The organism is Janthinobacterium sp. Mn2066, assembly GCF_049319705.1.
Classification (GTDB): Bacteria; Pseudomonadota; Gammaproteobacteria; order Burkholderiales; family Burkholderiaceae_D; genus Janthinobacterium.
On the sequence record NZ_JBMOUF010000003.1, the window covers coordinates 392,152 to 411,882 of the forward strand.

Sequence of the window (19,731 nt, forward strand, 5' to 3'; positions counted from 1 at the left end):
AGTGTGAACACCTTGTTTGCCCGCCATGCGCTGCTGCCGCAGGGCTGGTGCCGCGACGTGCTGCTGGCCTGGGATGCGGCAGGCGACTTGACGGCCGTGACGGACAATGCCGCGCTGCCCGCTGGCGTGGAAGTGGCGGAGTATGTCTTGCCCGGCATGGTCAACCTGCATTCGCATGCGTTCCAGCGGGCGTTGGGCGGCATGACGGAAAAGGCCGGAGAACAGGCTGACAGCTTCTGGACCTGGCGCGACCTGATGTACCGTTTTGCGCGCCACATCACGCCCGAGCAGATTGCCACCATCGCCGCCCAGCTGTTTGCCGAATGCCTGCGCCATGGCTACACGGCCGTGTGCGAATTTCATTATCTGCAGCGCGATGCGCAGGGTGCGCTGTATGCACGCCCGGCCGAAACGGCAGAAAAAGTGATACAGGCCGCGCGCTTGAGCGGCATCGGCATCACCATGCTGCCCGTGCTATACAGTCATGCGGGTTTTGGCGAGCAGCCATTAAAGCCGGAGCAGGCGCGTTTTCGCACCGACGCCGATGATGCCCTGTCCATCATCGAAGCGCTGTCACCGCTGCGCGATGGGCAGACGGAAGTGGGTTTTGCGCCTCACTCTTTGCGTGCCGCTTCTGTAAGCCAGATCAGGGAAGTGCTGGCGGCGTTGCCGGTGGAACGCCCCGTGCATATCCACATCGCCGAGCAGCAGGCAGAAGTGCGGCAATGCCTGGATTTCAGCGGGCGGCGCCCGGTGCAGTACCTGTACGACCAGCTCGATGTCGACCAGCGCTGGTGCCTGGTGCACGCCACGCATCTGCAGGCCGATGAAGTGGCGCAGCTGGCAGCCAGCGGCGCCGTGGCGGGGCTGTGCCCGAGCACGGAAGCCAACCTGGGCGATGGCCTGTTTCCACTGGCCGCGTTTCTCGCTGCCGGCGGATCTTTCGGCATCGGCAGCGACAGCCATGTGTCGCAGTCGCCCGTCGAGGAATTGCGCTGGCTGGAATATGGCCAGCGCCTGTTGCGGCAGCAGCGCAATATCGCCGGCACGCCTGAGCAACCGCAGGTGGGCGACTACCTGTGGCAAACAGCGTTGCAAGGCGGGGCGCAGGCGGCGGGGCGCAAGCTGGGGGCGCTGGCGCCTGGCAGGCGCGCCGACTTGCTGGTGCTCGACGACACCCACGTCAATCTGGCTGGCGTGGCGCTGGCCGACGTGCTGGGCAGCTTGCTGTTCTGCGGTAACGACAATTTGGTGCGCGATGTGCTGTGTGGCGGCCAGTGGCAGGTGCGCGCTGGGCGCCATGTGGCGCAGGATGCCATCGCTGCCGCGTATAAACGCACCCTGGCGCAACTGCGGGCGCTCTGATGGCCATCTTGCTACCCCAAACCAGCCTGCGCGCCGCACCGTGGAAGAATGGCGGCGGCAGCACTACGGAAATCGCCGTCTCCCCAAAGGGGGCGGGTTTCGAGGATTTCGACTGGCGCGTCAGCCTGGCGACGATCACGGCCAGCGGACCGTTTTCCAGCTTTCCCGGCATCGACCGCAGCCTGATGCTGGTCGATGGCGAGACTGTGTCATTGACCCTCGATGGCGCGCGCAAGGTGCTACTTACTGCGGCCCAGCCCATGCTGTGGTTTCCTGGCGAGGCGGACGTCAGCGCGGTGGTAGCGGGCGCCACCACCGATTTCAATGTGATGACGCGGCGCAGCCGTTGCCGCCACCAGCTGGAAAAAATCGCCGCGCCTGGCCGGCTGGTCAGGCGCAGCGACACGACCCTGCTGTTTGTGGCGGGCGAAGGCGCGGTGCAGGCGCGCAGCGGTGAACAGCAGTTCACTCTGTCGCGTTACGATGCCTTGCTGCTCGACGCCGGCGACGCACAGCAATGGCAACTGGAAGCGTCGCAGGACGTACCCGTATTGCGCGTCGATCTGTTTAGTTAGGAAGGAAGAGTCATGCAAGACTGGGATCTGGTCATCCACAACGTACACCTGGCGACGATGGAGCAGGGTTATGGCGAGCTGCTGGACGCCGCCATCGCCGTCAAGGATGGCCGCATCGCGTGGTTCGGCCCTGGCGACGAATTGCCGGCCAGCGCCGCGCCGCTGATCGATGGCCAGGGCTGCTGGCTCACGCCGGGCCTGATCGACTGCCATACGCATATCGTCCATGCGGGCAGCCGCAGCGATGAATTCGAGGCGCGGCTCAATGGCGCCAGTTATGAAGACATCAGCCGCGCCGGCGGCGGCATCATGTCCACCGTGCGCGCCACGCGGGCGGCCAGCGATGCAGAACTGCTGGCGCAAAGCCTGCCGCGCGTGCTGGCGCTGCTGGCCGAAGGGGTGACGACGATTGAAATCAAGTCCGGTTACGGCCTGGAGCTGGAATCGGAAGCGAAGATGCTGCGCGTGGCGCGCCAGCTGCAGGAAGTGCTGCCGCTGGCGGTGCGCACCACGTTTCTGGGGGCGCATGCGCTGCCGCCCGAATATGCGGGCCGTGCCGACGACTATATCAGCATGTTATGCACGCACATGCTGCCGGCCCTGGCCGCGCAGGGACTGGTCGACGCCGTCGATGCGTTTTGCGAGCGCATCGGTTTTACGCCGGCACAGACGCAGCAGGTGTTCGAGGCGGCGCGCACCTTGAGCCTGCCCGTAAAACTGCATGCGGAGCAGTTGTCCGACCTGGGCGGCGCGGCGCTGGTGGCCCGTTACGATGGTTTGTCGGCCGATCACCTGGAGTTTTTGTCCGAAGCGGGCATCGCGGCCATGGCGGCACACGGCACGGTGGCCGTGCTGCTGCCGGGCGCGTATTATTTTTTACGCGAGACGCAGTCGCCACCGGTGGCGGCACTGCGCGCGGCCGGCGTGCCGATGGCCGTGTCGACCGATTGCAATCCGGGCACCTCGCCGATGACGTCCTTGCTGCTGGCGATGAACATGGCCTGCACCTTGTGGCGCTTGACGCCGCAGGAAGCGCTGGCCGGTGCTACCTGCCACGCGGCGCGCGCGCTGGGCTTGCAGCATGACAGGGGCAGCCTGGTGGTGGGCAAGCGGGCCGACTTTGCCCTGTGGCGTATCGCGCGGCCGGCCGACCTGTCGTATGCGCTGGGTTTGAATCCCTGTGCGGGCGTGGTACAGGGCGGTGTCTGGCGCACAGCGGTGGTAAGCTTGCCGGATTGATGATACGTCCCGGAGCGCCGCGTGCGTTTGAGCTTTGTTTTTCTGCTGTCCCTGCTGCTTTTCTTGAATGCCGCGCCGCCGGCGCACGCCATGGATGGGGGCACCCTGAAGGTGGGCTCCAAGCGTTTCACGGAATCCTACATCCTCGGTGAAATCGTCCGGCAGAGCGCCACGCCGCACGTCAGGACCGAGCATCGCCAGGGGCTGGGCAATACGGCCATCGTGCTCGCTGCGCTGCAGGCGGGCAGCATCGATGTGTATGCCGAATACATGGGCACCATCGCCAGCGAAATCCTCAAGCACGACAAGCCGATAACCCTCGATGAAATGCAGCGCGAACTGGCGCCGCTGGGCCTGGGCGTGGCCGTGCCGCTGGGCTTTAACAATATCTATGCGCTGGCCATGCGCAGCGATGCCGGCATCAGGCGCCTGGACCAGCTGGCTGCGCAGCCTGCGCTGAAATTCGGCCTGTCGCATGAATTCATCGGCAGGGGCGATGGCTGGCCAGGCCTGGCCGAACGTTATGGCCTGCCACAGCGCCCGCGCGGGCTCGATCACGGCATCGCCTATGAAGCGCTGGCCCAGCATCAGGTGGATGTGATCGATATCTATTCGACGGACGCCAAGATACGCCAGTACGGCTTGCGCGTGCTGGCCGACACGCAGCAGTATTTCCCCCGCTACGACGCCATGCTGCTGTACCGGCTCGACTTGCCGCCGCGCTTCCCTACCGCCTGGAAAGCGCTGCAGACACTGCAGGGGCGTATCAGCGAGGGCGACATGATCGCCATGAATGCGGCAGTGGAAATCGACGGAAAAAGTTTTGCCAATGTGGCGCAGCAGTGGCTGATGCAGCATGGAACAGCAGGCGGGCAGGCCAACCGGCCGGTACAGCGCACGACGCTGCTCGATAAACTCCTCGGCGATGATGTATGGACCCTGACGCGCCAGCACCTGGTCCTGGTCCTGCTGTCGGTGGGCGTCGCTTGCCTGATCGGCATTCCGCTGGGCGTGCTGGCGGCTTTTTATGCGCCGCTGCGGCAAACGGTGCTGGCGCTGGTGGGGGTATTGCAGACGGTGCCGTCGCTGGCCCTGCTGGCGATCTTGATCCCGGTGTTGGGCATGATTGGCACCGTGCCGGCCCTGGTGGCCTTATGCGTGTACGCCTTGCTGCCCATCGTGCGCAATACCTGCACCGGCATCCTGCAAGTGCCGGAAGGCTTGCGCATGGCGGCGCTGGCGCTGGGCTTGAGCAAGCGTCACCGCCTGCTGCATGTGGAGTTGCCGCTGGCCTTGCCGGTGATCCTGGCGGGCGTGAAAACGGCGGCCGTGATGAGCGTGGGCACGGCCACCATCGCCGCCTTTATCGGCGCGGGCGGCTATGGCGAACGCATCACCATCGGCCTGGCCCTGAACGATAACGACATGCTGCTGGCCGGCGCCATTCCGGCGGCCGTGCTGGCGTTGCTGACGCAGGGCTTGTTCGAACTGGTCGAACGCTGGGTGGTGGCCGGCCGGCAGCGTTAAAAGAATCACAGCGAGTGCAGTTTCGAACGCACGGAAACGACGGCCTGGTGCAGGATGCGTTCGGCCTGGAAATCGTTTTCGCGCTGTTCGGCGATGGCTTGCAAGTCGCGCGTGTAGCGTTCCAGGCGGGAGCGCAGGTAGGCGCGGTAGAGTTTGACGACCAGCGGTTTGGCAGAAACATTCATGAATGGCTCCCAATGCGTGACGATGCGTTCATTTTGTGTGCCCACAATGCCGCCATTTTGCGAGGTATCAAATAGCACGGCGCCCGAAAATTGGCGTGTTTGATATCCCGCAATGCCCTTCGGATGAAAGATGCCACACTGAATCTTCCCTGCAAGCATCAACCGACTCTTCTGGATAACTCGATGCCAAGTCCAGTGTCGATTCAATGCATCGTGATGCGCAGATCCTCATACTTCAAGGAGATTGTCGCATGGTCATTTTCGCCCTGATTGCTGGCTGCATCGCTTGCTTGACAGTGTACCAAATCTATCAGAAATCACGCGACCGCAGCGGTGTTGCGCAACAACACATCGGCTTGCACGGGACATTAATTGAGCCACGGAAATGAAATTGCGACATTTAGTAACCATCTTCCCTTGTAAATGTAAAGGGCAGTAAGCAAATGTAAAGGTAGGAGTCGCCCGTACAGTCAAGGTTTATATTGAAGTCGTTGATTGCATTCTCCCCCTCCCACTTGACAATGGGTTCCCCCCCACGGTGCCGCTAGCCCGTGGGGATTTTTTTTGAAGCGTGCTTTTCCAGTTGCAAGTGGCCGTATCAAGCCGCTTTCGGTGCTCCCGCCGACAACTGCGTCAAGGCATCACCCGTTACCCTGCAGATGCGCCAGTCGGGCATCACGTCGGCGCCCATGCCTTGATAGAAATTGATGGCATTTTCATTCCAGTCCAGCACCGACCATTCGAAGCGGCCGCAGTCGCGTTCGACGGCCAGTTGCGCCAGCGCCGCCAGCATCTGCTTGCCATAGCCCTTGCCGCGCGCGGCCTGCTTGACGTACAGGTCTTCCAGGTACAAACCCTTGCGGCACAAAAAGGTGGAAAAGTTGTGGAAGAACAGGGCAAACGTCACCACCACGCCGTCTTCCGTGCCGACCAGCGCTTCGCAGGCGGGCTGGGGGCCGAACAGGCTGTCGTGCAGCATGGATTCTTTGGCGATCATCATGTGTTCGAGTTTTTCAAACACGGCCAGTTCATGGATCATGCCAAAGATGGCGGCCACATCCGCTGCCTGTGCAGGGCGGATGGTCAGGGGAGGTGCAGAAATGCTCATGTTGCCTTTGCAGTTTGTTGATTGGAAGTCGAGTCGATGACCCGCGTCTTGCGCGCGCCCGAGGTCAGTGCCCAGGCCACGCTGGACAGGCACAGCACCATGCCCAGCCATTCGATGGGGGCAGGACGGTAGTGTTCGAACTGTACCGACAGCAGCACCGAAATGACCGGTGTGACGACGCCGATATACACAGTCTTTTGCGTGCCGATGCGGGCGATTAAGGTGAAATAGGCGCTGAAAGCGATCACGGAACCGAAGATGGCAAGGTAACCTAAGCCCATCCAGTAACTGGAGCGGGCCGGCAAATGCCAGGATTGGCCCGTGGCAATTGCCCACACGGCCACCATGGACGTACCCCACAGCATGGTCCATGCCATGGTCAGCATCACATTGGGTGAGTGCTCACGCACCTTCATGACCAGGGCGTTGCCCACCGTGCTGGCCATGGTGGCCACCAGGGCCAGTAAAAATCCCAGCAGGAAGTGGCCCGTGCCGCCGCCCAGCATGTCTTTCAGCGCCGCGCCTATCGATTGATAAAACAGCAGCACGATGCCGCAGATGGCCACCGCCGCCGCGCAGCAAGTGCTCCAGGTGATGCGCGTGCCGAAGGCGATGCGGTTCAAGAGCGGCGTCCAGAACACCATCAGGGCAAATAGCACGCTGACGAGGGCTGACACCAGATACTGTTCCGAAGTGTAAGTGCACACATAGCTGATGGCGAAGGAAGCCAGGCCTTGCAGCATCATCCACTTTTGTGCGGACCAGGGCAGGCGCAACTTGTCGCCGCGCAGGGCGCACCAGGCAAACAGGGTGGCGGAAGCGAGGCCGAAACGGTAGACCACGGACACGGCGGGGGCGACATCGCCCAGCTGCAAGGTGATGGCCCAGAAGGTCGAGCCCCAGATCAGGCAGGAAATAATAAACAGGAAAGGAGATGGCATGGCGCAAGTATATGCCATGCGTCATGGCCGGCGTGATTGCCGGGCTGATCTGCCCGATGGAGACGCTATTGCCAGCGATTGAGGCAGCGCAGTGTCTGCGAGGAATGTTGAATTTTTGAAAATATTTAAATTATCATTAAGTAAATATTTTTAAGGAGAAGCACCATGGCTCATTCCCTGCAACTCAAAGTGTGGACGCTGGTTGCCTATGTCGTCATCATGACCTTGATTTCCATCTGGCTACACGAAGGCACGGCGCCATCTTCCTTGCTGATGGCGGCCGGTGCCTTTGGCTAAATGTTGGCGCCGCGAGACGATCAGTGCGTGACGCGGGTCTTGCGGCCATCCGACAGCAGGCGCACGCGCTCGCCAGGGCGGAACAGTTCATCGGCATCTTGCACGATGGCGCGCAGGTCGCCATTGTCCAGGCGTACGGTGATTTCGAAGCCGCGCTTGTTCGATGCATTTGCTTCGATGCTTTGGCCGGCCATCCCGCCAGCGACCGCGCCGAGAATGCTGGTCGCGATGGCGCCCTTGCCGCCGCCGATTGCCGAACCGGCTACGCCGCCCAGCGCTGCGCCAGCCAGTACGCCGGTGCCGCTCTCGCCCTTGTCGATGGTCACGTCGCGCACCGATTCCACGGTACCCATGCGCACCGATTGCTCGTTTTGCGTCTGGCGCGCGCTGTAAACATTGGCCGAATTCGGTTGGACGGCACAGCCGGCCAGGGTGGCCAGCAAGGCGACGGCGATAATTGGTGCTTTCATGTGATACTCCCTTGGACAAAAATGGTGAGTGCCGGTGGCATCGACCAGCATCTGCGATATTGCTTATCATGGACACAACTGCCCGAGATAACTAGTTCTGAATGGTAATAATATGTTACGGTAAAACGTCACTGTACTACTGCTCGCTTATAGCGCACTTATAGCGTGCCGATAGCCCGCTTCAGCCGCTCAGTACGCTAGCTTGAAGCGCCGGTACAGGAAACCCAGCACGAAAAGCGGTCCGATCAGCAAGAAGCGCAGGTCGTCGAGAAACGACGGTTTCCTGCCTTCGATCTGGTGGCCGATGAATTGGCCTATCCATGCCAGCACGAAGATCGCCAGCGATAGCGGCAGGATGGTTTCTCCAGGCAGCAGCGTCAGCACGGCCAGCATGATGGCCAGCATCAGCAGCATGCCCGCGGCAAACGGCCGCGATAATTTGTAATAGTAGTATAGAGCAACCATACTGCCCACCAGCGCCACGCTGGCGTGGATGCTCCACAGCAGGCCCAGCAGGCTGAACACGATCAAGGGCACGCACACGATGTGTACCCATTCATTGACGTGGTTGCGATGGCTTTCGCCATACTGTGCCAGCAGGCTATCGATGGTGCGCATGGGCTGTCTCTTGTTATCGCTATAGTTATGTGGAAATTCTACACCGGAACCTGTGGTGACTGAGTTGATGGCGCTTTCGCGTATGAAAATTGCATGATTGTTAATTGCGCTGTAGTATTTGCCTATTAGAAATATTTTAGAAAAGACTGCGGTGACCTTGCAAGCAACTCAGCCCGATGATCAGCGTTATTCCATGGCGTCCCTGCAACAAGCCCTGTCTGGCCAGGACGGCGCCGATCCCGTACGGCGGCAAGTGCTGGAAGCCGAAATCGCCAGGCGCGAGCACGATGACCGCGAAGCTGCGCAACGCCAGTATGCAGCGCGCCCGCAGGACAAGCCGCTCGACCCTGCCACCGCCGCACTCATGCAGGCGGCCCGGCCTTCTCTGAATAAGGCTGGTTATGCGCTGCTGTTTTGCTGGGCGGCATTGCAAACGATCTACTTGATTCAATTTTTCCGTGCCGGCCCGCGCGGGGTTTTTCTTGTCGAATTTTCATTGCTGATACTGAGTATCTTGCTGCTGCGAGGTAGCCTGCGCGCCGCCATCGTGGTGCGCTGGATAGCTGCTTTCTGCCTGGTACCGGCCATTCTGTCGTTTGATTATCTTATTCTGCCGCCACTGGACTTGGCCTTGAGGCAGTTCGCCCTGGCCCCCCTGTCCAGCACTGTGCAGCTGCTGCAATTCGTGTTGCACCTGTTGTTGCTTATCTATGTTTACCAGTGGCTGGGGGCCGCCCCTGTGATGGCTGCCTGTGACGCCAGCGGACGCAAGCGGCGCGACATGCGCATCCCTGCCATCCTGGGCCTGTTGCTTGGCATCGTCACTACTGTTTTCCTGGTGAAGGCCTTGCATGGCGAAGTGGCTGCTCAGGCGCTGGCATTGGCAAAGCAGCACTATGGTTCTGGATATCAATACTATGTGAATGCGGTCGGAGAGTTTTCCTCGCCGCAGGGGGACTTTTATACCGCCCAGATCATCGTGTGGAATGAGCAAGGCATCATGCAAGTACCAGCCCGCTGGCCCAAGTAAAATAGGCGGCTTACCCACCTGTACAGGATGCCGCTCTTGCCCCGTCTTTCGCCTCAAGCAATATCCCCGTCCGACACGCGCAAGCGCTGTTTCGATCCCGTCGTCGACGCCAACACGCGCTTGCTGATACTGGGCAGCCTGCCCGGCGAAAAATCGCTGGCGCACAGCCAGTACTATGCCCATCCGCAAAACAAATTCTGGCTGCTGATGGGAGAAGTGCTGGGTGTGGATATGACAAGCCTGGACTACGCAGCACGCCTTGCCGCCTTGCTGGCCCATGGCGTGGGCTTGTGGGACGTGGTGGCGCAGGCACACCGCGTCGGCAGCCTCGACAGCAATATCCGCGAGCGCGACGACAACGACCTGGTGGCGCTGGTCTCCAGCCTGCCGCAGCTCGAGGCGATCGCCTTTAACGGCGGCACGGCCGCGCGACTGGGCATCAAGGTGCTGGGCGAACACGCGCAGCGCTACCGCATCGTCAGCCTGCCATCGAGCAGTCCGGCCTATACGCTGGCTTACGCTGCGAAACGGGAGCAGTGGCTGGCCTTGCAGGCACGCTGACAACAAACCCTGTCATGCCATCGAGATGGCCGATTTTTGCCGATCAAGCGCGATCTTGTTGATGTTTGCAGTCTTTTGCTGACGCTCTCCTTCCCGTGTCCGGATTCTCCGGGCCGCCCCCTGGCTGTTGTTTCCCCGCCCGTTAAATTGCCTGGATCGCACTTTTGCGCTTGCTTGATCTGATATATTAGATTTAATATCCTGATATATCAGAGTGCGCCAATGTGGTGCCACCATAAAACATAGCGCGATGACGAGCCGATGCATCGCGCGCAGCAAGGAGATGGCTACGATGACCGAGTTCATGAATCAGGATTTTCTTCTCACCACCGAGATGGCGCGCAAGCTGTATCACGAGGTGGCGGCCGACTTGCCGATCATCGATTACCACTCGCACCTGCAGCAGGGCGAGATCGCCAGCCGCAAGACCTTCCGCAATATCGCCGAACTGTGGCTGGCGGGCGACCACTACAAATGGCGCTTGATGCGCACGGCCGGTGTGGCCGAAGAGTTGATCACGGGCGAACGCTCGGACCAGGAAAAATTTCGTGCCTTTTGCAAGGTGCTGCCACTGGCCATCGGCAACCCGATCCACCACTGGAGCCACCTGGAACTGCGCCGCATCTTCAACATCGACCTGCTGATCAATGAAGACAACGCCGATGCGATCTGGGAACAGGCGAATGCAAAGCTGGCGACGATGGATACCTGGTCGCTGCTGGAACAGGCCGGCGTGGAAATCGCCTGCACCACCGACGATCCTGCCGACGACTTGCTGCAGCATGCGGAAATCGCCGCCTCGGCCTTGAAGACGCGCGTGCTGCCCGCCTACCGTCCCGACAAGGCCATGCGCATCAACCAGCCGCGCTTCCCCGAGTACCTGAAACGCCTGGGCGAAGTGGCCGATGTCCCTGTCACCTCGTTTGCTTCGCTGATCGCCGCGCTGGCCGTGCGCGTGGAGTTTTTCCATGCCCGTGGCGCGCGCATTTCGGACCACGCTGTCGACGTGAGCTTGCCGGTGCAGGCGGCCAGCGCCGAAGAACTCGAAGCGCTGTTTGCCAAGCGCCTGCAAGGCAGCTTGCTGACGGACGCGGAAAACGGTCTGTACCTGCGCGGTTTGTTAGAGGCGATAGGCCGCGTGTACGCCAACTATGGCTGGACCATGTGTCTGCACATCGGTGCGATGCGCAATAACAATGACCGCATGCGGGCCAAACTGGGTCCGGATACGGGCTACGACTCGATTTCGGACATGAATTGCAGCGCCGGCCTGGCGTCCTTGCTGAACGCCCTCGACAGCGATAACCGCCTGCCGAAGACCATGCTGTTTTGCCTGAACCCGAACATGAATGAAGTGCTGTCCACCATGGTTGGCAACTTCCAGGACGGCAGCGTGGCCGGCAAGCTGCAATTCGGTCCGGCCTGGTGGTTCAACGACCACAAGGAAGGCAATCTGCAGCAGCTGGTCGGCTTCGGCAACCATAGCGTGCTGGGCGTGTTTGTCGGCATGGTGACCGATTCGCGCAGCTTCGCCTCGTATCCGCGCCACGACTATTTCCGCCGCCTGGTATGCCGCCAGATCGGTGACTGGGTCGCGGGTGGCGAATACCCGGCCGATTTCGCGGCGCTGGCCACCATCGTGCGCGGCATCTGCTACGACAACGCCCGCAACTACTTCCAACTCTAAGCCGCCGCCAGGAACTGTCATGCAAAAAGTATTGTGCATTCATCCCGATGACGACATGCTGGTCGCCCTGTCCGACCTGGTGGCTGGCGAAGTGGTGCAGTGGGAGGAGGAATCCATCCTCGTCAGCAGCCCCGTGAAGACCAAGCACAAGCTGGCCCGCCGCGCATTTGCGGCGGGCGAGATCCTGCGCCTGTACGGCGTCCCGGTCGGCAAGGCGACGGTGCAGATACGCCGCGGCGAAGCCGTGACCACGGAAAACCTGCAGCATTACGCGGCCGACGTGGAACTGGCGGCGCAAGCGGCCTACAGCTGGACGCCGCCCGACGTGACGCGTCTGAACGGTGCCACGTTTCCCGGCGTGGTACGTGCCGACGGCCGGGTGGGCACGGCCAATTACTGGCTGATCTTCCCGCTGGTGTTCTGTGAAAACCGCAACGTGGAACATCTGCGCAATGCGCTCGAAGCGCCGCTGGGCTACACGCGCAATGACCTGGCCTCGTTTACCTTGTCCTTGCTGGGCGAAGACATGGAAGCGCCGAAACCGGTGGTGCGCCCGTTCCCGAACCTCGATGGCGTGCGCATCATCACGCATAACGGCGGCTGCGGCGGCACGCGCGCCGATGCGCGCTCGCTGTGCAAGATACTGTCCGCTTATGCCGACCATCCGAACGTGGCCGGCATTACCGTCTTCAGCCTTGGCTGCCAGAACGCGCAGATCGCCATGTTTCAGGAAGCGCTGGCGAAACAGAATCCCCATTTCGACAAGCCTTGCCTGATCTACGAACAGCAGAAATGGGATAGCGAAGAGGCGATGATGAAGGCCGTGCTGACCGATACCCTGGTTCAGCTGAAGGAAGCGAACAAGGTGCAGCGCAAGCCGGTGCCGCTGTCGCACCTGAAGATCGGCGTCAAGTGCGGCGGCTCGGATGGTTTTTCGGGCATTTCCGCCAATCCGGCCATGGGCCTGGTGTCGGACATGGTGGTGGCCGTGGGCGGTTCGTCCATCCTGGCCGAATTCCCCGAATTGTGCGGCGTCGAAGCGAACCTGATCGAGCGCTGCGAAAACGACGATGACAAACGCCGCTTCCTGGGCCTGATGCGCGATTTCGAGGCGCGCGCCGAAGCGGTGGGCACGCATTTTGCCGACAATCCCAGCCCTGGCAATATCCGCGACGGCTTGATTACCGACGCCATGAAGTCGGCCGGTGCAGCCAAGAAGGGCGGCACGTCGCCCATCGTCTCCGTGCTCGATTACGGCGAACAAAGCGCCAGGCCGGGCCTCTCTTTACTGTGTACGCCGGGCGGCGACGTGGAATCGGTGACGGGCATCGTCGCCTCTGGCGCCAACGTGGTGCTGTTCTCCACGGGCCTGGGCACGCCGACCGGCAACCCCATCGTGCCGGTGCTGAAAATATCCAGCAATACGCGGGTGGCCAAAAAGCTGTCGGACCTGATCGACTATGATTGCGGCCCCGTGATCGAAGGCGCGCCGCTGCAGGAAGTGGCCAGCGGCTTGTTCGACATGGTGGTGGCCACCGCTGGCGGCCAGTACCAGGCCAAGGCCGACCGCCTGCAGCAATACGATTTCATCTTCTGGAAACGCGACATTTCACTGTGACCCACACTCCCATGCAAGCACTGCACCGTACCGCGCCGTTCGACCTGCCGATCAAGTTCCTCCAGTTCGGGCAGGGTAATTTCATGCGCGGCTTTTTTGACTGGCAGGTCGACCTGCTCAATGAACGCACTGGCCTGAATGGCGGCGTGGTGGTGGTGCGGCCGCGCGGCGGCAGCGCTACGCCCTTGCTCGACGTGCAGGATGGTTTGTTTACCACCATCGTGCGCGGCCTTGATGAAGACGGCCAGGCCGTCAGCACCTGCCGCACCATCCGTTGCGTGCAGCGCGAAATCGATCCATCGACCATGTATGGCGATTACCTGGCGCTGGCCAGCCTGCCCGAACTGCGTTTTATCGTGTCCAACACCACCGAGGCGGGTATCGCCGTCAACGATAGCGACACCTGCCACGATGCGCCGCCATCGAGTTTTCCCGCCAAGCTGGCGCGCTTGCTGTTCGAGCGCTACACGCATTTCGAGGGCGACCGCAACAAGGGGCTGGTGTTGCTGCCGTGTGAATTGATCGAGCAGAATGGTCCCGCGCTGAAGGCGGCCGTGCTGCACTTTGCCCGCTTGTGGCAGCTCGACGCCGGCTTTGCCGACTGGCTGGATGGCACTTGCGTATTCTGCTCGACCCTGGTGGACCGCATCGTTACCGGTTATCCCGAAGGTGAAGCGCAGGCGATTGAAGAAGTGCTGGGCTACCGTGACCAGTTCCTGGTGGCGGCCGAACACTACTACCTGTTCGTCATCGAAGGCCCGCAATGGCTGGCCGGGGAATTGAAGCTGGCCGGGGCAAACCTGAATATCCAGCTGGTCGATGACATCACACCCTACAAGCAGCGCAAGGTGGGCATCCTGAACGGTGGCCATACGGCGCTGGTGCCCGTGGCCCTGCTGGCGGGCCTCGATACGGTGGGCGCGGCCGTCAGCGATGAGCAGGTGGGCGGCTGGCTGGCCGACACCCTGGCGCAGGAAATCATCCCCGCCCTGCCGCTGCCGCAAGAGCAATTGCAGCAATTCGCGCACGAGGTGCTGCTGCGCTTCCGCAACCCCTATATCCAGCACCGTTTGTCGGCGATTGCCTTGAACAGCTGGAGCAAATTTGCCGCGCGTATCGCGCCGCAACTGCTGCGCTACGTCGATCTGCATGGCCGGCTGCCGCAGCGCCTGGTGCTGGCGCTGGCCGCCACCATGCGGCTGTACCGGGGCGATGTGATCGTGCTGTCCGACGAGGCGGCCAGCCTGGCCTGGTTCAGCCAGGGCTGGTTTGATGTGGATAGCGGTCGTCAAACCTTGCTGCAACTGGCGCAGGGCTGGCTGGCGAACGACAAGCTATGGGGGCGCGACATGAATGGCGTGATCGGCCTGGCGCAAGCGGTAGCGGCCGCATTGCAGCGCATCGAACAGCAGGGCATGCGCGGAGCCTTGCAGGCGCAATAAGAACATCAAGGCAGTACAGAAGTAACGGCAGCACCCATAAAAAAACCGAGGCCGAAGGCACTTCCCCAGGAAGGCTGAACGGCCCAAAAAAGAGACGGCGCAGCTGCGCCGCCATGGATGGATAGAGGGAGACACAATGACTACAATACGCGGCATGCGCTGGTGGATGGTCGGGCTGGTGACGGCTGGACTCATCGTCAATTACCTGGCGCGCAATACCTTGTCGGTGGCGGCACCGACGATGATGAGCGAACTCAATATCACCACCCAGGAGTATTCCTACATCGTGGTGGCGTGGCAGGTGTGCTACGCGCTGATGCAGCCCATCGCCGGCTATGTGATCGACGCCATCGGCACCAAGATCGGCTTCGCCATCTTCGCCCTGGCCTGGTCCGTGGCCTGCGCCTGCGCGGCGCTGGCGACGGGCTGGCAAAGCATGGCCCTGTTCCGCGGCATGCTGGGCCTGACCGAAGCGGCCGGCATTCCGGCTGGCGTGAAGGCGACGACCGAATGGTTTCCCGCCAAGGAGCGTTCGATCGCCATCGGCTGGTTCAACATCGGTTCTTCGATCGGCGCCCTGTGCGCACCGCCGCTGGTGGTATGGACCATCCTGCACGGCAGCTGGCAAATGTCCTTCGTCATCGTCGGCGCCATCGGCATCGTCTGGACGGGCTTGTGGCTGCTGTTCTACAAGCATCCGCGCGACCAGAAACTGTTGTCCGACAAGGAGCGCGATTTCATCCTGGAAGGCCAGGAGGCGAGCCACCACAGCGACAAGGTCAAGAAGGCCAGCTGGCACCAGATCGTCCGCAGCCGCAATTTCTGGGCCATCGCCGTGCCGCGCTTCCTGTCCGAGCCGGCCTGGCAGACTTTTAATGCCTGGATTCCCCTGTACATGGCCACCGAGCGCCACATGAACATCAAGGAAATCGCCATGTTCGCCTGGCTGCCTTTCCTGGCGGCCGACATCGGCTGCGTGCTGGGCGGTTACCTGAGCCCGTGGTTCCACAAATACTGGAAAGTGTCGCTGTTCACTTCGCGCAAGCTGGTCGTCATCGTTGGCGCCGTCTGCATGATCGGCCCGGCCTGCATCGGCCTGGTGGCCAGCCCGTATGCAGCCATCGCGCTGTTGTGCGTGGGCGGCTTCGCCCACCAGACCTTGTCCGGCGCGCTGTATTCGATCACTTCCGACGTGTTTGGCAAGAATGAAGTGGCCACCGCCACCGGCCTGGCCGGCATGTCCGGCTACCTGGGCGCCACCGTCTTCACCCTGCTGTTCGGGGTGCTGGTCACCGTGGTGGGCTACAGCCCGCTGTTCATGCTGCTGGCCGTGTTCGACCTGGTCGCCGCTGCCGTGGTGTGTTTGCTGATACGCGAAAAAATGGCGCCTGGCGTACCGCTGGGCCAGCCTGCCTTCAGCAACTAAAGACCTGTCCCGATTTCCCCCGCTGTTTACCTGCACCGCGCGGTGCGGCGGGGAGCTGTTTTTTTACGATGTTTATACATAGGCGTCCACCAAGGCGCGAGAAGAGGAGAAGCACATGACACCATTGAACAATCACTGCACCCGCAAGCTGCTGGCGGCCGCTCTGCTGGCTGCCCTGTCCGGCAGCGCGCTGGCCGACGGCATCCTGGAAAACCGCCATGTGGAGACACGCATCTACGGTTTCCTGAACGGCGAGATCGAATCGGTGAAAGCCGTCGGCGGCGCCACGCCTTACGCCAGCCGTGGCCGTATTTCGGACGGCAATTCGCGTATCGGCTTTGCCGGTTCCATCGGCCTGCGCGGCGACGTGAGCGGCATCTGGCAAATCGAAGGCAGCCTGAATAACTTCGACGAAGGCGGCGTGAATGGCCAGGGCAAGTCGGCCACCATCGAATCGCGCAATACCTTTGTCGGTATCGACAGCAAGCGTTTCGGCCGTTTCATCGTCGGTAATAACGACTCCGTCTACCGCAGCCTGGTCGGCTCGGGCGGCGCGCTGGGCGGCAACCTGGGTTTGACGGTGCAGGGCGTGGACGTGTGGAACAACACCTCGGCCCAGTTGAGCGGCAATGCCGACAGCCTGTTCGGCCGTGGCGAAGCACGCTACAAGAATTCGGCCCACTACCTGTCGCCGGAATGGCGCGGTTTCCAGGCTGGCGCATCGTACGGCTTCGATGAACAGCGCAGCACGGGCGACGACCGCGCGCGCTACTCGCTGGCCGCCAAATACAGCATCGGCGCGTTCTCAATCGGCGCCGGCTACGACCGCCAGCAAAATACGGGCGTCGACGTGGAAAACCTGTCCAAGGGTTTCGGCATGCGCAATACCTCCGTCAGCGGCGTAAACACCTCGTTCTACAAGCTGCTGGCGACCTATAAATTCCCGACCAAGACCTCGCTTGGCCTGGGGTTTGAGTCGGGCAGCTATGGCTACGCCGTGCAGTCGCTGCCGACGCCGGGCAATATCTACACCTCGCTGACCACGGGCAGCATGAAGCAGCGTTCCGTGATGGCTTCCTTGAGCCAGGAAGTGGGCTACGACGTGACCGTGATGCTGGCCGCCGGCAAGCTGGGCAAGCTCGATAACACCACCTTTGCCAAGCCCGACGATTTCGGCGCCACGCAAGTGTCGCTGGGCGCGACCTACAAGATCGACGAGCAGTTCATGCCCTATGTGTACTTCACGCGCATCAACAACAAGGCGCAGCAGAACGTCAACCTGGGCCAGTCTCCGCTGCACAGCAATAACTCGGGCAAGGATGACGCCTTCCTCGCACCGGGCAATTCGCCGCGCGCGTTCGGCTTCGGTTTTATCGCCCGTTTTTAAATTCGTACTGAACAAGTCCGGCCAGAGCCGGCTTAACGACTACAGCGCTGCCACATCAGAGCGGCGCTTACATCAGGAGATGCAAACATGAAGTCAGGTAGCAAAAAAATCAATACGGGCTGGGCGCAAGCCTGCGTGGCCTTGCCACTGGCCGCCATGCTGGCCGCATGCGGCGGTGGCAGCACCAATGGCGACACCGCCACCAGCTATAACCCCGGCAGCGTGTACCAGGTCGGCACCACGTCCTACGATCCGGACCTGCCGCCGGAACCCACCCTGCCGAAAGACACGCAGGTCTGCGCCACCCTGGAAGCGTCGAGCAACCTGGTGCGCCGCCCCGACGGCTCGCTGCCGCCGGAAGCCGATCCGTCGAAACCTGGCGTGGGCGCCGTGGTGACGACTGCTACCGCCAATCCCGACCAGGCCCGTATCCAGGCTGCACTCGATGCGTGCGGCGCCGCCGTCGATGCGGAAGTGGGCGCGAAGATCGCCGCCGCCGATGCCGCCGCCACCGCCGCGCAAAAGACGGCCAACGTCAAGAACGTCAATATCGCCGGCGTCTCGGGCGAGGAACTGGCCAAGCCTGAATACCGCGCCAGCAAGTTCGCCGTGCGCCTGGTAGTCAACCGTTCCGGCGTGGGCGATGGTTTTATCAGCGGCCCATTGACCCTGCCTTCGGGCGTGACCCTGTGGATCGACAAGGGCGTGACCCTGTACGCCTCGCGCGACGTGACCACGTATTCGCCGAATCCGGCCGGCCCCTACTGCGGCAATACGGCCGTCAGTTCCAGCAAGGCTGGCAGCTCGGGTAACTGCACCGCGCTGATCAACGGCTCCAACCTGGTCAATTCGGCCGTCATGGGCGATGGCTCGATCGACAGCCGCGCGTATTCGGAAATCGTCACCACCAACAAGCTGTATCCGTTGATGAAGGTCGACATGACCTGCTCGAACACCTATACCTCGTACGCGGCCGGCAAGCAGGCGGCTGACGGTGTGTCGTGCGATAACGGCGGCACGTTTGTTGATTCCAAATCGTCGGCACGCAACATGAGCTGGTGGGACCTGGCCTTCCTGGGCAATATGGTGCAGAACGGCGTCACGGGAACGGGTTCGCAATCGAACTTCCGCATGATGGTGTTCAACTACGCGAAAAACCTGACCCTGTACCGCATTTCGCTCAATAACAGCGCCAACTTCCACGTCGTGCCGAGCGGCGTCGATGGCTTGACGGTGTGGGGCGTGAAAGTGCAGACCCCGACTCTGGCAGCTTTTGCCAACCCGGCCGGTAACGGCAACCCGCTGTACAACGGCGAAACCTGGAATGCGGACAACGTCAAGAATACCGACGCCTTCGATCCGGGTGCAGCCAGCAAGGCGATTTCGGGCAAGCTGGCCACCGGCAGCAGCACCACGTCGGCGGGCGCCATGTCGTTTGACGGCTACCTGAAAAACTTTGTCTTCGCCTACAATTTCGTCAGCACGGGCGACGATGACGTGGCCTTGAAAGGCAGCGCCAATCCATCGCCTGCCGGCTCGGGCCTGTTCGCCATCGACGGCAAGCGCGACGTGCGTTCGGACCGCAAGCATGGCATCGTGATCGCGCATAACCACATCTACTGGGGCCATGGCATTTCGGTGGGCAGCGAAACCAACGCCGGCGTGACCAATGTCGAGGTGTACGACAACTCGTTCACGCATTCGGAAGAAGGCCTGCGCATCAAGTCCGACTATGCGCGCGGCGGCGAAGTGAGCAATATCCACTACCGCAATATCTGCATCCGCGATGCGCAGAACGCGCTGCTGTTTACCACTTACTACAGCACCAAGGCCTTGCCGGCGGCCGGCCCGCTGTATCCGAACTTCCACGATATCACGCTCGATAACGTGCGCATCCTCGGTAACACGGCCGTCAAGCTGCAGGGTTTCAAGGCCAACACGGGCGGTTTCGACAATCCGCAGTATCCTCTGGTGATGAGCCTGAACAATGTGGTGACCGACTCGCCGAACGCCACGACGATGACGTCGTCCGACGCCAACCTGACGATCAAGGGCACCAATTTGCCGATCTTTGCCAATGCCGCCGAACGCGTGACGGTCAATGGCACGGCCACGCAGGCGGTCGATGTGGACAAGGTCGTCGATTGCAGCAAGGCTTTCGTCGACTTCCCGGCCATCGGCCAGTCGAACCTGTTTGGTTCGACCTGGGATAAAAAGTAATACCGGCAGGCGCCGCGCCGTGCATCTTTCGTGAT

General features: G+C 61.6%; 18 protein-coding genes. 13 read left to right on the top strand and 5 right to left on the bottom strand.

All coding sequences use genetic code 11. From position 1 onward, the window contains the following. Nucleotides 1-3: 3 nt before the first annotated feature. From ACL9RI_RS08090 to ACL9RI_RS08105, 4 genes are all read left to right on the top strand, one after another. On the top strand, nt 4-1,365 hold the full coding sequence (locus tag ACL9RI_RS08090; RefSeq protein WP_422726143.1) for a formimidoylglutamate deiminase: 1,362 nt from the start codon (nt 4-6) through the stop codon (nt 1,363-1,365). Continuing rightward, complete coding sequence (locus ACL9RI_RS08095) at nt 1,365-1,940, top strand: HutD family protein (RefSeq protein WP_422726059.1); 576 nt, start codon at nt 1,365-1,367, stop codon at nt 1,938-1,940. The genes ACL9RI_RS08090 and ACL9RI_RS08095 overlap by 1 nt, the downstream gene beginning before the upstream one ends. Before the next feature lie 12 nt (nt 1,941-1,952). Beyond that, a complete protein-coding gene (gene hutI / locus ACL9RI_RS08100) occupies nt 1,953-3,179 on the top strand; it encodes an imidazolonepropionase (protein ID WP_422726060.1) in 1,227 nt (408 codons plus the stop codon). 90 nt (nt 3,180-3,269) lie between these two features. Further along, nucleotides 3,270-4,706 carry a glycine betaine ABC transporter substrate-binding protein gene (locus ACL9RI_RS08105; protein ID WP_422726144.1) on the top strand — a complete coding sequence of 479 codons (1,437 nt, stop codon included), beginning with the start codon at nt 3,270-3,272 and terminating at the stop codon, nt 4,704-4,706. Nucleotides 4,707-4,711: 5 nt separating this feature from the next. Here the strand turns inward: ACL9RI_RS08105 and ACL9RI_RS08110 are convergent, their stop codons facing one another. The 3 genes from ACL9RI_RS08110 to ACL9RI_RS08120 form a co-directional block, all read right to left on the bottom strand. Then, entirely contained in the window at nt 4,712-4,891 is a 180-nt protein-coding gene (locus ACL9RI_RS08110; RefSeq protein WP_183674584.1) for a hypothetical protein, read from the bottom strand. A gap of 598 nt (nt 4,892-5,489) precedes the next feature. Then, complete coding sequence (locus ACL9RI_RS08115; protein ID WP_422726061.1) at nt 5,490-5,999, bottom strand: GNAT family N-acetyltransferase; 510 nt, start codon at nt 5,997-5,999, stop codon at nt 5,490-5,492. After that, the gene (locus ACL9RI_RS08120) at nt 5,996-6,940 is read right to left on the bottom strand and encodes a DMT family transporter (protein ID WP_422726062.1); all 945 of its coding nucleotides are present in this window, start codon (nt 6,938-6,940) and stop codon (nt 5,996-5,998) included. Before ACL9RI_RS08120 ends, ACL9RI_RS08115 begins: the two co-directional genes overlap by 4 nt. 165 nt (nt 6,941-7,105) lie before the next feature. On the opposite strand from ACL9RI_RS08120, the gene ACL9RI_RS08125 reads away from it, so the two are divergent. Continuing rightward, nucleotides 7,106-7,237 carry a hypothetical protein gene (locus ACL9RI_RS08125; RefSeq protein ID WP_422726063.1) on the top strand — a complete coding sequence of 44 codons (132 nt, stop codon included), beginning with the start codon at nt 7,106-7,108 and terminating at the stop codon, nt 7,235-7,237. A gap of 20 nt (nt 7,238-7,257) precedes the next feature. Here ACL9RI_RS08125 and ACL9RI_RS08130 read toward each other — a convergent pair whose 3' ends face one another. Then, nucleotides 7,258-7,707 carry a glycine zipper 2TM domain-containing protein gene (locus ACL9RI_RS08130; RefSeq protein WP_183674592.1) on the bottom strand — a complete coding sequence of 150 codons (450 nt, stop codon included), beginning with the start codon at nt 7,705-7,707 and terminating at the stop codon, nt 7,258-7,260. Nucleotides 7,708-7,896: 189 nt separating this feature from the next. After that, nucleotides 7,897-8,325, bottom strand: a complete 429-nt coding sequence (locus ACL9RI_RS08135; protein WP_422726064.1) for a DUF962 domain-containing protein — start codon at nt 8,323-8,325, stop codon at nt 7,897-7,899. A gap of 193 nt (nt 8,326-8,518) precedes the next feature. On the opposite strand from ACL9RI_RS08135, the gene ACL9RI_RS08140 reads away from it, so the two are divergent. The 8 genes from ACL9RI_RS08140 (at nt 8,519) to ACL9RI_RS08175 (ending at nt 19,696) form a co-directional block, all read left to right on the top strand. Beyond that, on the top strand, nt 8,519-9,355 hold the full coding sequence (locus ACL9RI_RS08140) for a hypothetical protein (RefSeq protein WP_422726065.1): 837 nt from the start codon (nt 8,519-8,521) through the stop codon (nt 9,353-9,355). A gap of 36 nt (nt 9,356-9,391) precedes the next feature. Continuing rightward, nucleotides 9,392-9,916, top strand: coding sequence for a DNA-deoxyinosine glycosylase (locus tag ACL9RI_RS08145; protein WP_422726066.1), 525 nt, complete (start codon nt 9,392-9,394; stop codon nt 9,914-9,916). Nucleotides 9,917-10,199: 283 nt separating this feature from the next. After that, nucleotides 10,200-11,603, top strand: coding sequence for a glucuronate isomerase (uxaC, locus tag ACL9RI_RS08150; protein ID WP_422726067.1), 1,404 nt, complete (start codon nt 10,200-10,202; stop codon nt 11,601-11,603). Between the two features lie 19 nt (nt 11,604-11,622). Beyond that, the gene (locus ACL9RI_RS08155) at nt 11,623-13,221 is read left to right on the top strand and encodes a UxaA family hydrolase (RefSeq protein ID WP_422726068.1); all 1,599 of its coding nucleotides are present in this window, start codon (nt 11,623-11,625) and stop codon (nt 13,219-13,221) included. 11 nt (nt 13,222-13,232) lie between these two features. Continuing rightward, nucleotides 13,233-14,663, top strand: a complete 1,431-nt coding sequence (locus tag ACL9RI_RS08160; RefSeq protein ID WP_422726069.1) for a tagaturonate reductase — start codon at nt 13,233-13,235, stop codon at nt 14,661-14,663. A gap of 136 nt (nt 14,664-14,799) precedes the next feature. Further along, the gene (locus ACL9RI_RS08165; protein WP_422726070.1) at nt 14,800-16,089 is read left to right on the top strand and encodes an MFS transporter; all 1,290 of its coding nucleotides are present in this window, start codon (nt 14,800-14,802) and stop codon (nt 16,087-16,089) included. A 115-nt stretch (nt 16,090-16,204) separates the two neighbouring features. Further along, the gene (locus ACL9RI_RS08170) at nt 16,205-17,476 is read left to right on the top strand and encodes a porin (RefSeq protein WP_422726071.1); all 1,272 of its coding nucleotides are present in this window, start codon (nt 16,205-16,207) and stop codon (nt 17,474-17,476) included. A gap of 87 nt (nt 17,477-17,563) precedes the next feature. Then, the gene (locus ACL9RI_RS08175; RefSeq protein WP_422726072.1) at nt 17,564-19,696 is read left to right on the top strand and encodes a glycoside hydrolase family 28 protein; all 2,133 of its coding nucleotides are present in this window, start codon (nt 17,564-17,566) and stop codon (nt 19,694-19,696) included. Nucleotides 19,697-19,731: the final 35 nt, after the last annotated feature.

Bases quoted from the DNA above. Each gene is read 5' to 3' on its own strand.
- ACL9RI_RS08095 (WP_422726059.1), top strand. From the start codon at position 1,365: ATGGCCATCTTGCTACCCCAAACCAGCCTGCGCGCCGCACCGTGGAAG.
- hutI (WP_422726060.1), top strand. From the start codon at position 1,953: ATGCAAGACTGGGATCTGGTCATCCACAACGTACACCTGGCGACGATG.
- ACL9RI_RS08105 (WP_422726144.1), top strand. From the start codon at position 3,270: ATGGATGGGGGCACCCTGAAGGTGGGCTCCAAGCGTTTCACGGAATCC.
- ACL9RI_RS08110 (WP_183674584.1), bottom strand. From the start codon at position 4,891: ATGAATGTTTCTGCCAAACCGCTGGTCGTCAAACTCTACCGCGCCTAC.
- ACL9RI_RS08115 (WP_422726061.1), bottom strand. From the start codon at position 5,999: ATGAGCATTTCTGCACCTCCCCTGACCATCCGCCCTGCACAGGCAGCG.
- ACL9RI_RS08120 (WP_422726062.1), bottom strand. From the start codon at position 6,940: ATGCCATCTCCTTTCCTGTTTATTATTTCCTGCCTGATCTGGGGCTCG.
- ACL9RI_RS08125 (WP_422726063.1), top strand. From the start codon at position 7,106: ATGGCTCATTCCCTGCAACTCAAAGTGTGGACGCTGGTTGCCTATGTC.
- ACL9RI_RS08130 (WP_183674592.1), bottom strand. From the start codon at position 7,707: ATGAAAGCACCAATTATCGCCGTCGCCTTGCTGGCCACCCTGGCCGGC.
- ACL9RI_RS08135 (WP_422726064.1), bottom strand. From the start codon at position 8,325: ATGCGCACCATCGATAGCCTGCTGGCACAGTATGGCGAAAGCCATCGC.
- ACL9RI_RS08140 (WP_422726065.1), top strand. From the start codon at position 8,519: ATGGCGTCCCTGCAACAAGCCCTGTCTGGCCAGGACGGCGCCGATCCC.
- uxaC (WP_422726067.1), top strand. From the start codon at position 10,200: ATGGCTACGATGACCGAGTTCATGAATCAGGATTTTCTTCTCACCACC.
- ACL9RI_RS08155 (WP_422726068.1), top strand. From the start codon at position 11,623: ATGCAAAAAGTATTGTGCATTCATCCCGATGACGACATGCTGGTCGCC.
- ACL9RI_RS08160 (WP_422726069.1), top strand. From the start codon at position 13,233: ATGCAAGCACTGCACCGTACCGCGCCGTTCGACCTGCCGATCAAGTTC.
- ACL9RI_RS08165 (WP_422726070.1), top strand. From the start codon at position 14,800: ATGACTACAATACGCGGCATGCGCTGGTGGATGGTCGGGCTGGTGACG.
- ACL9RI_RS08170 (WP_422726071.1), top strand. From the start codon at position 16,205: ATGACACCATTGAACAATCACTGCACCCGCAAGCTGCTGGCGGCCGCT.
- ACL9RI_RS08175 (WP_422726072.1), top strand. From the start codon at position 17,564: ATGAAGTCAGGTAGCAAAAAAATCAATACGGGCTGGGCGCAAGCCTGC.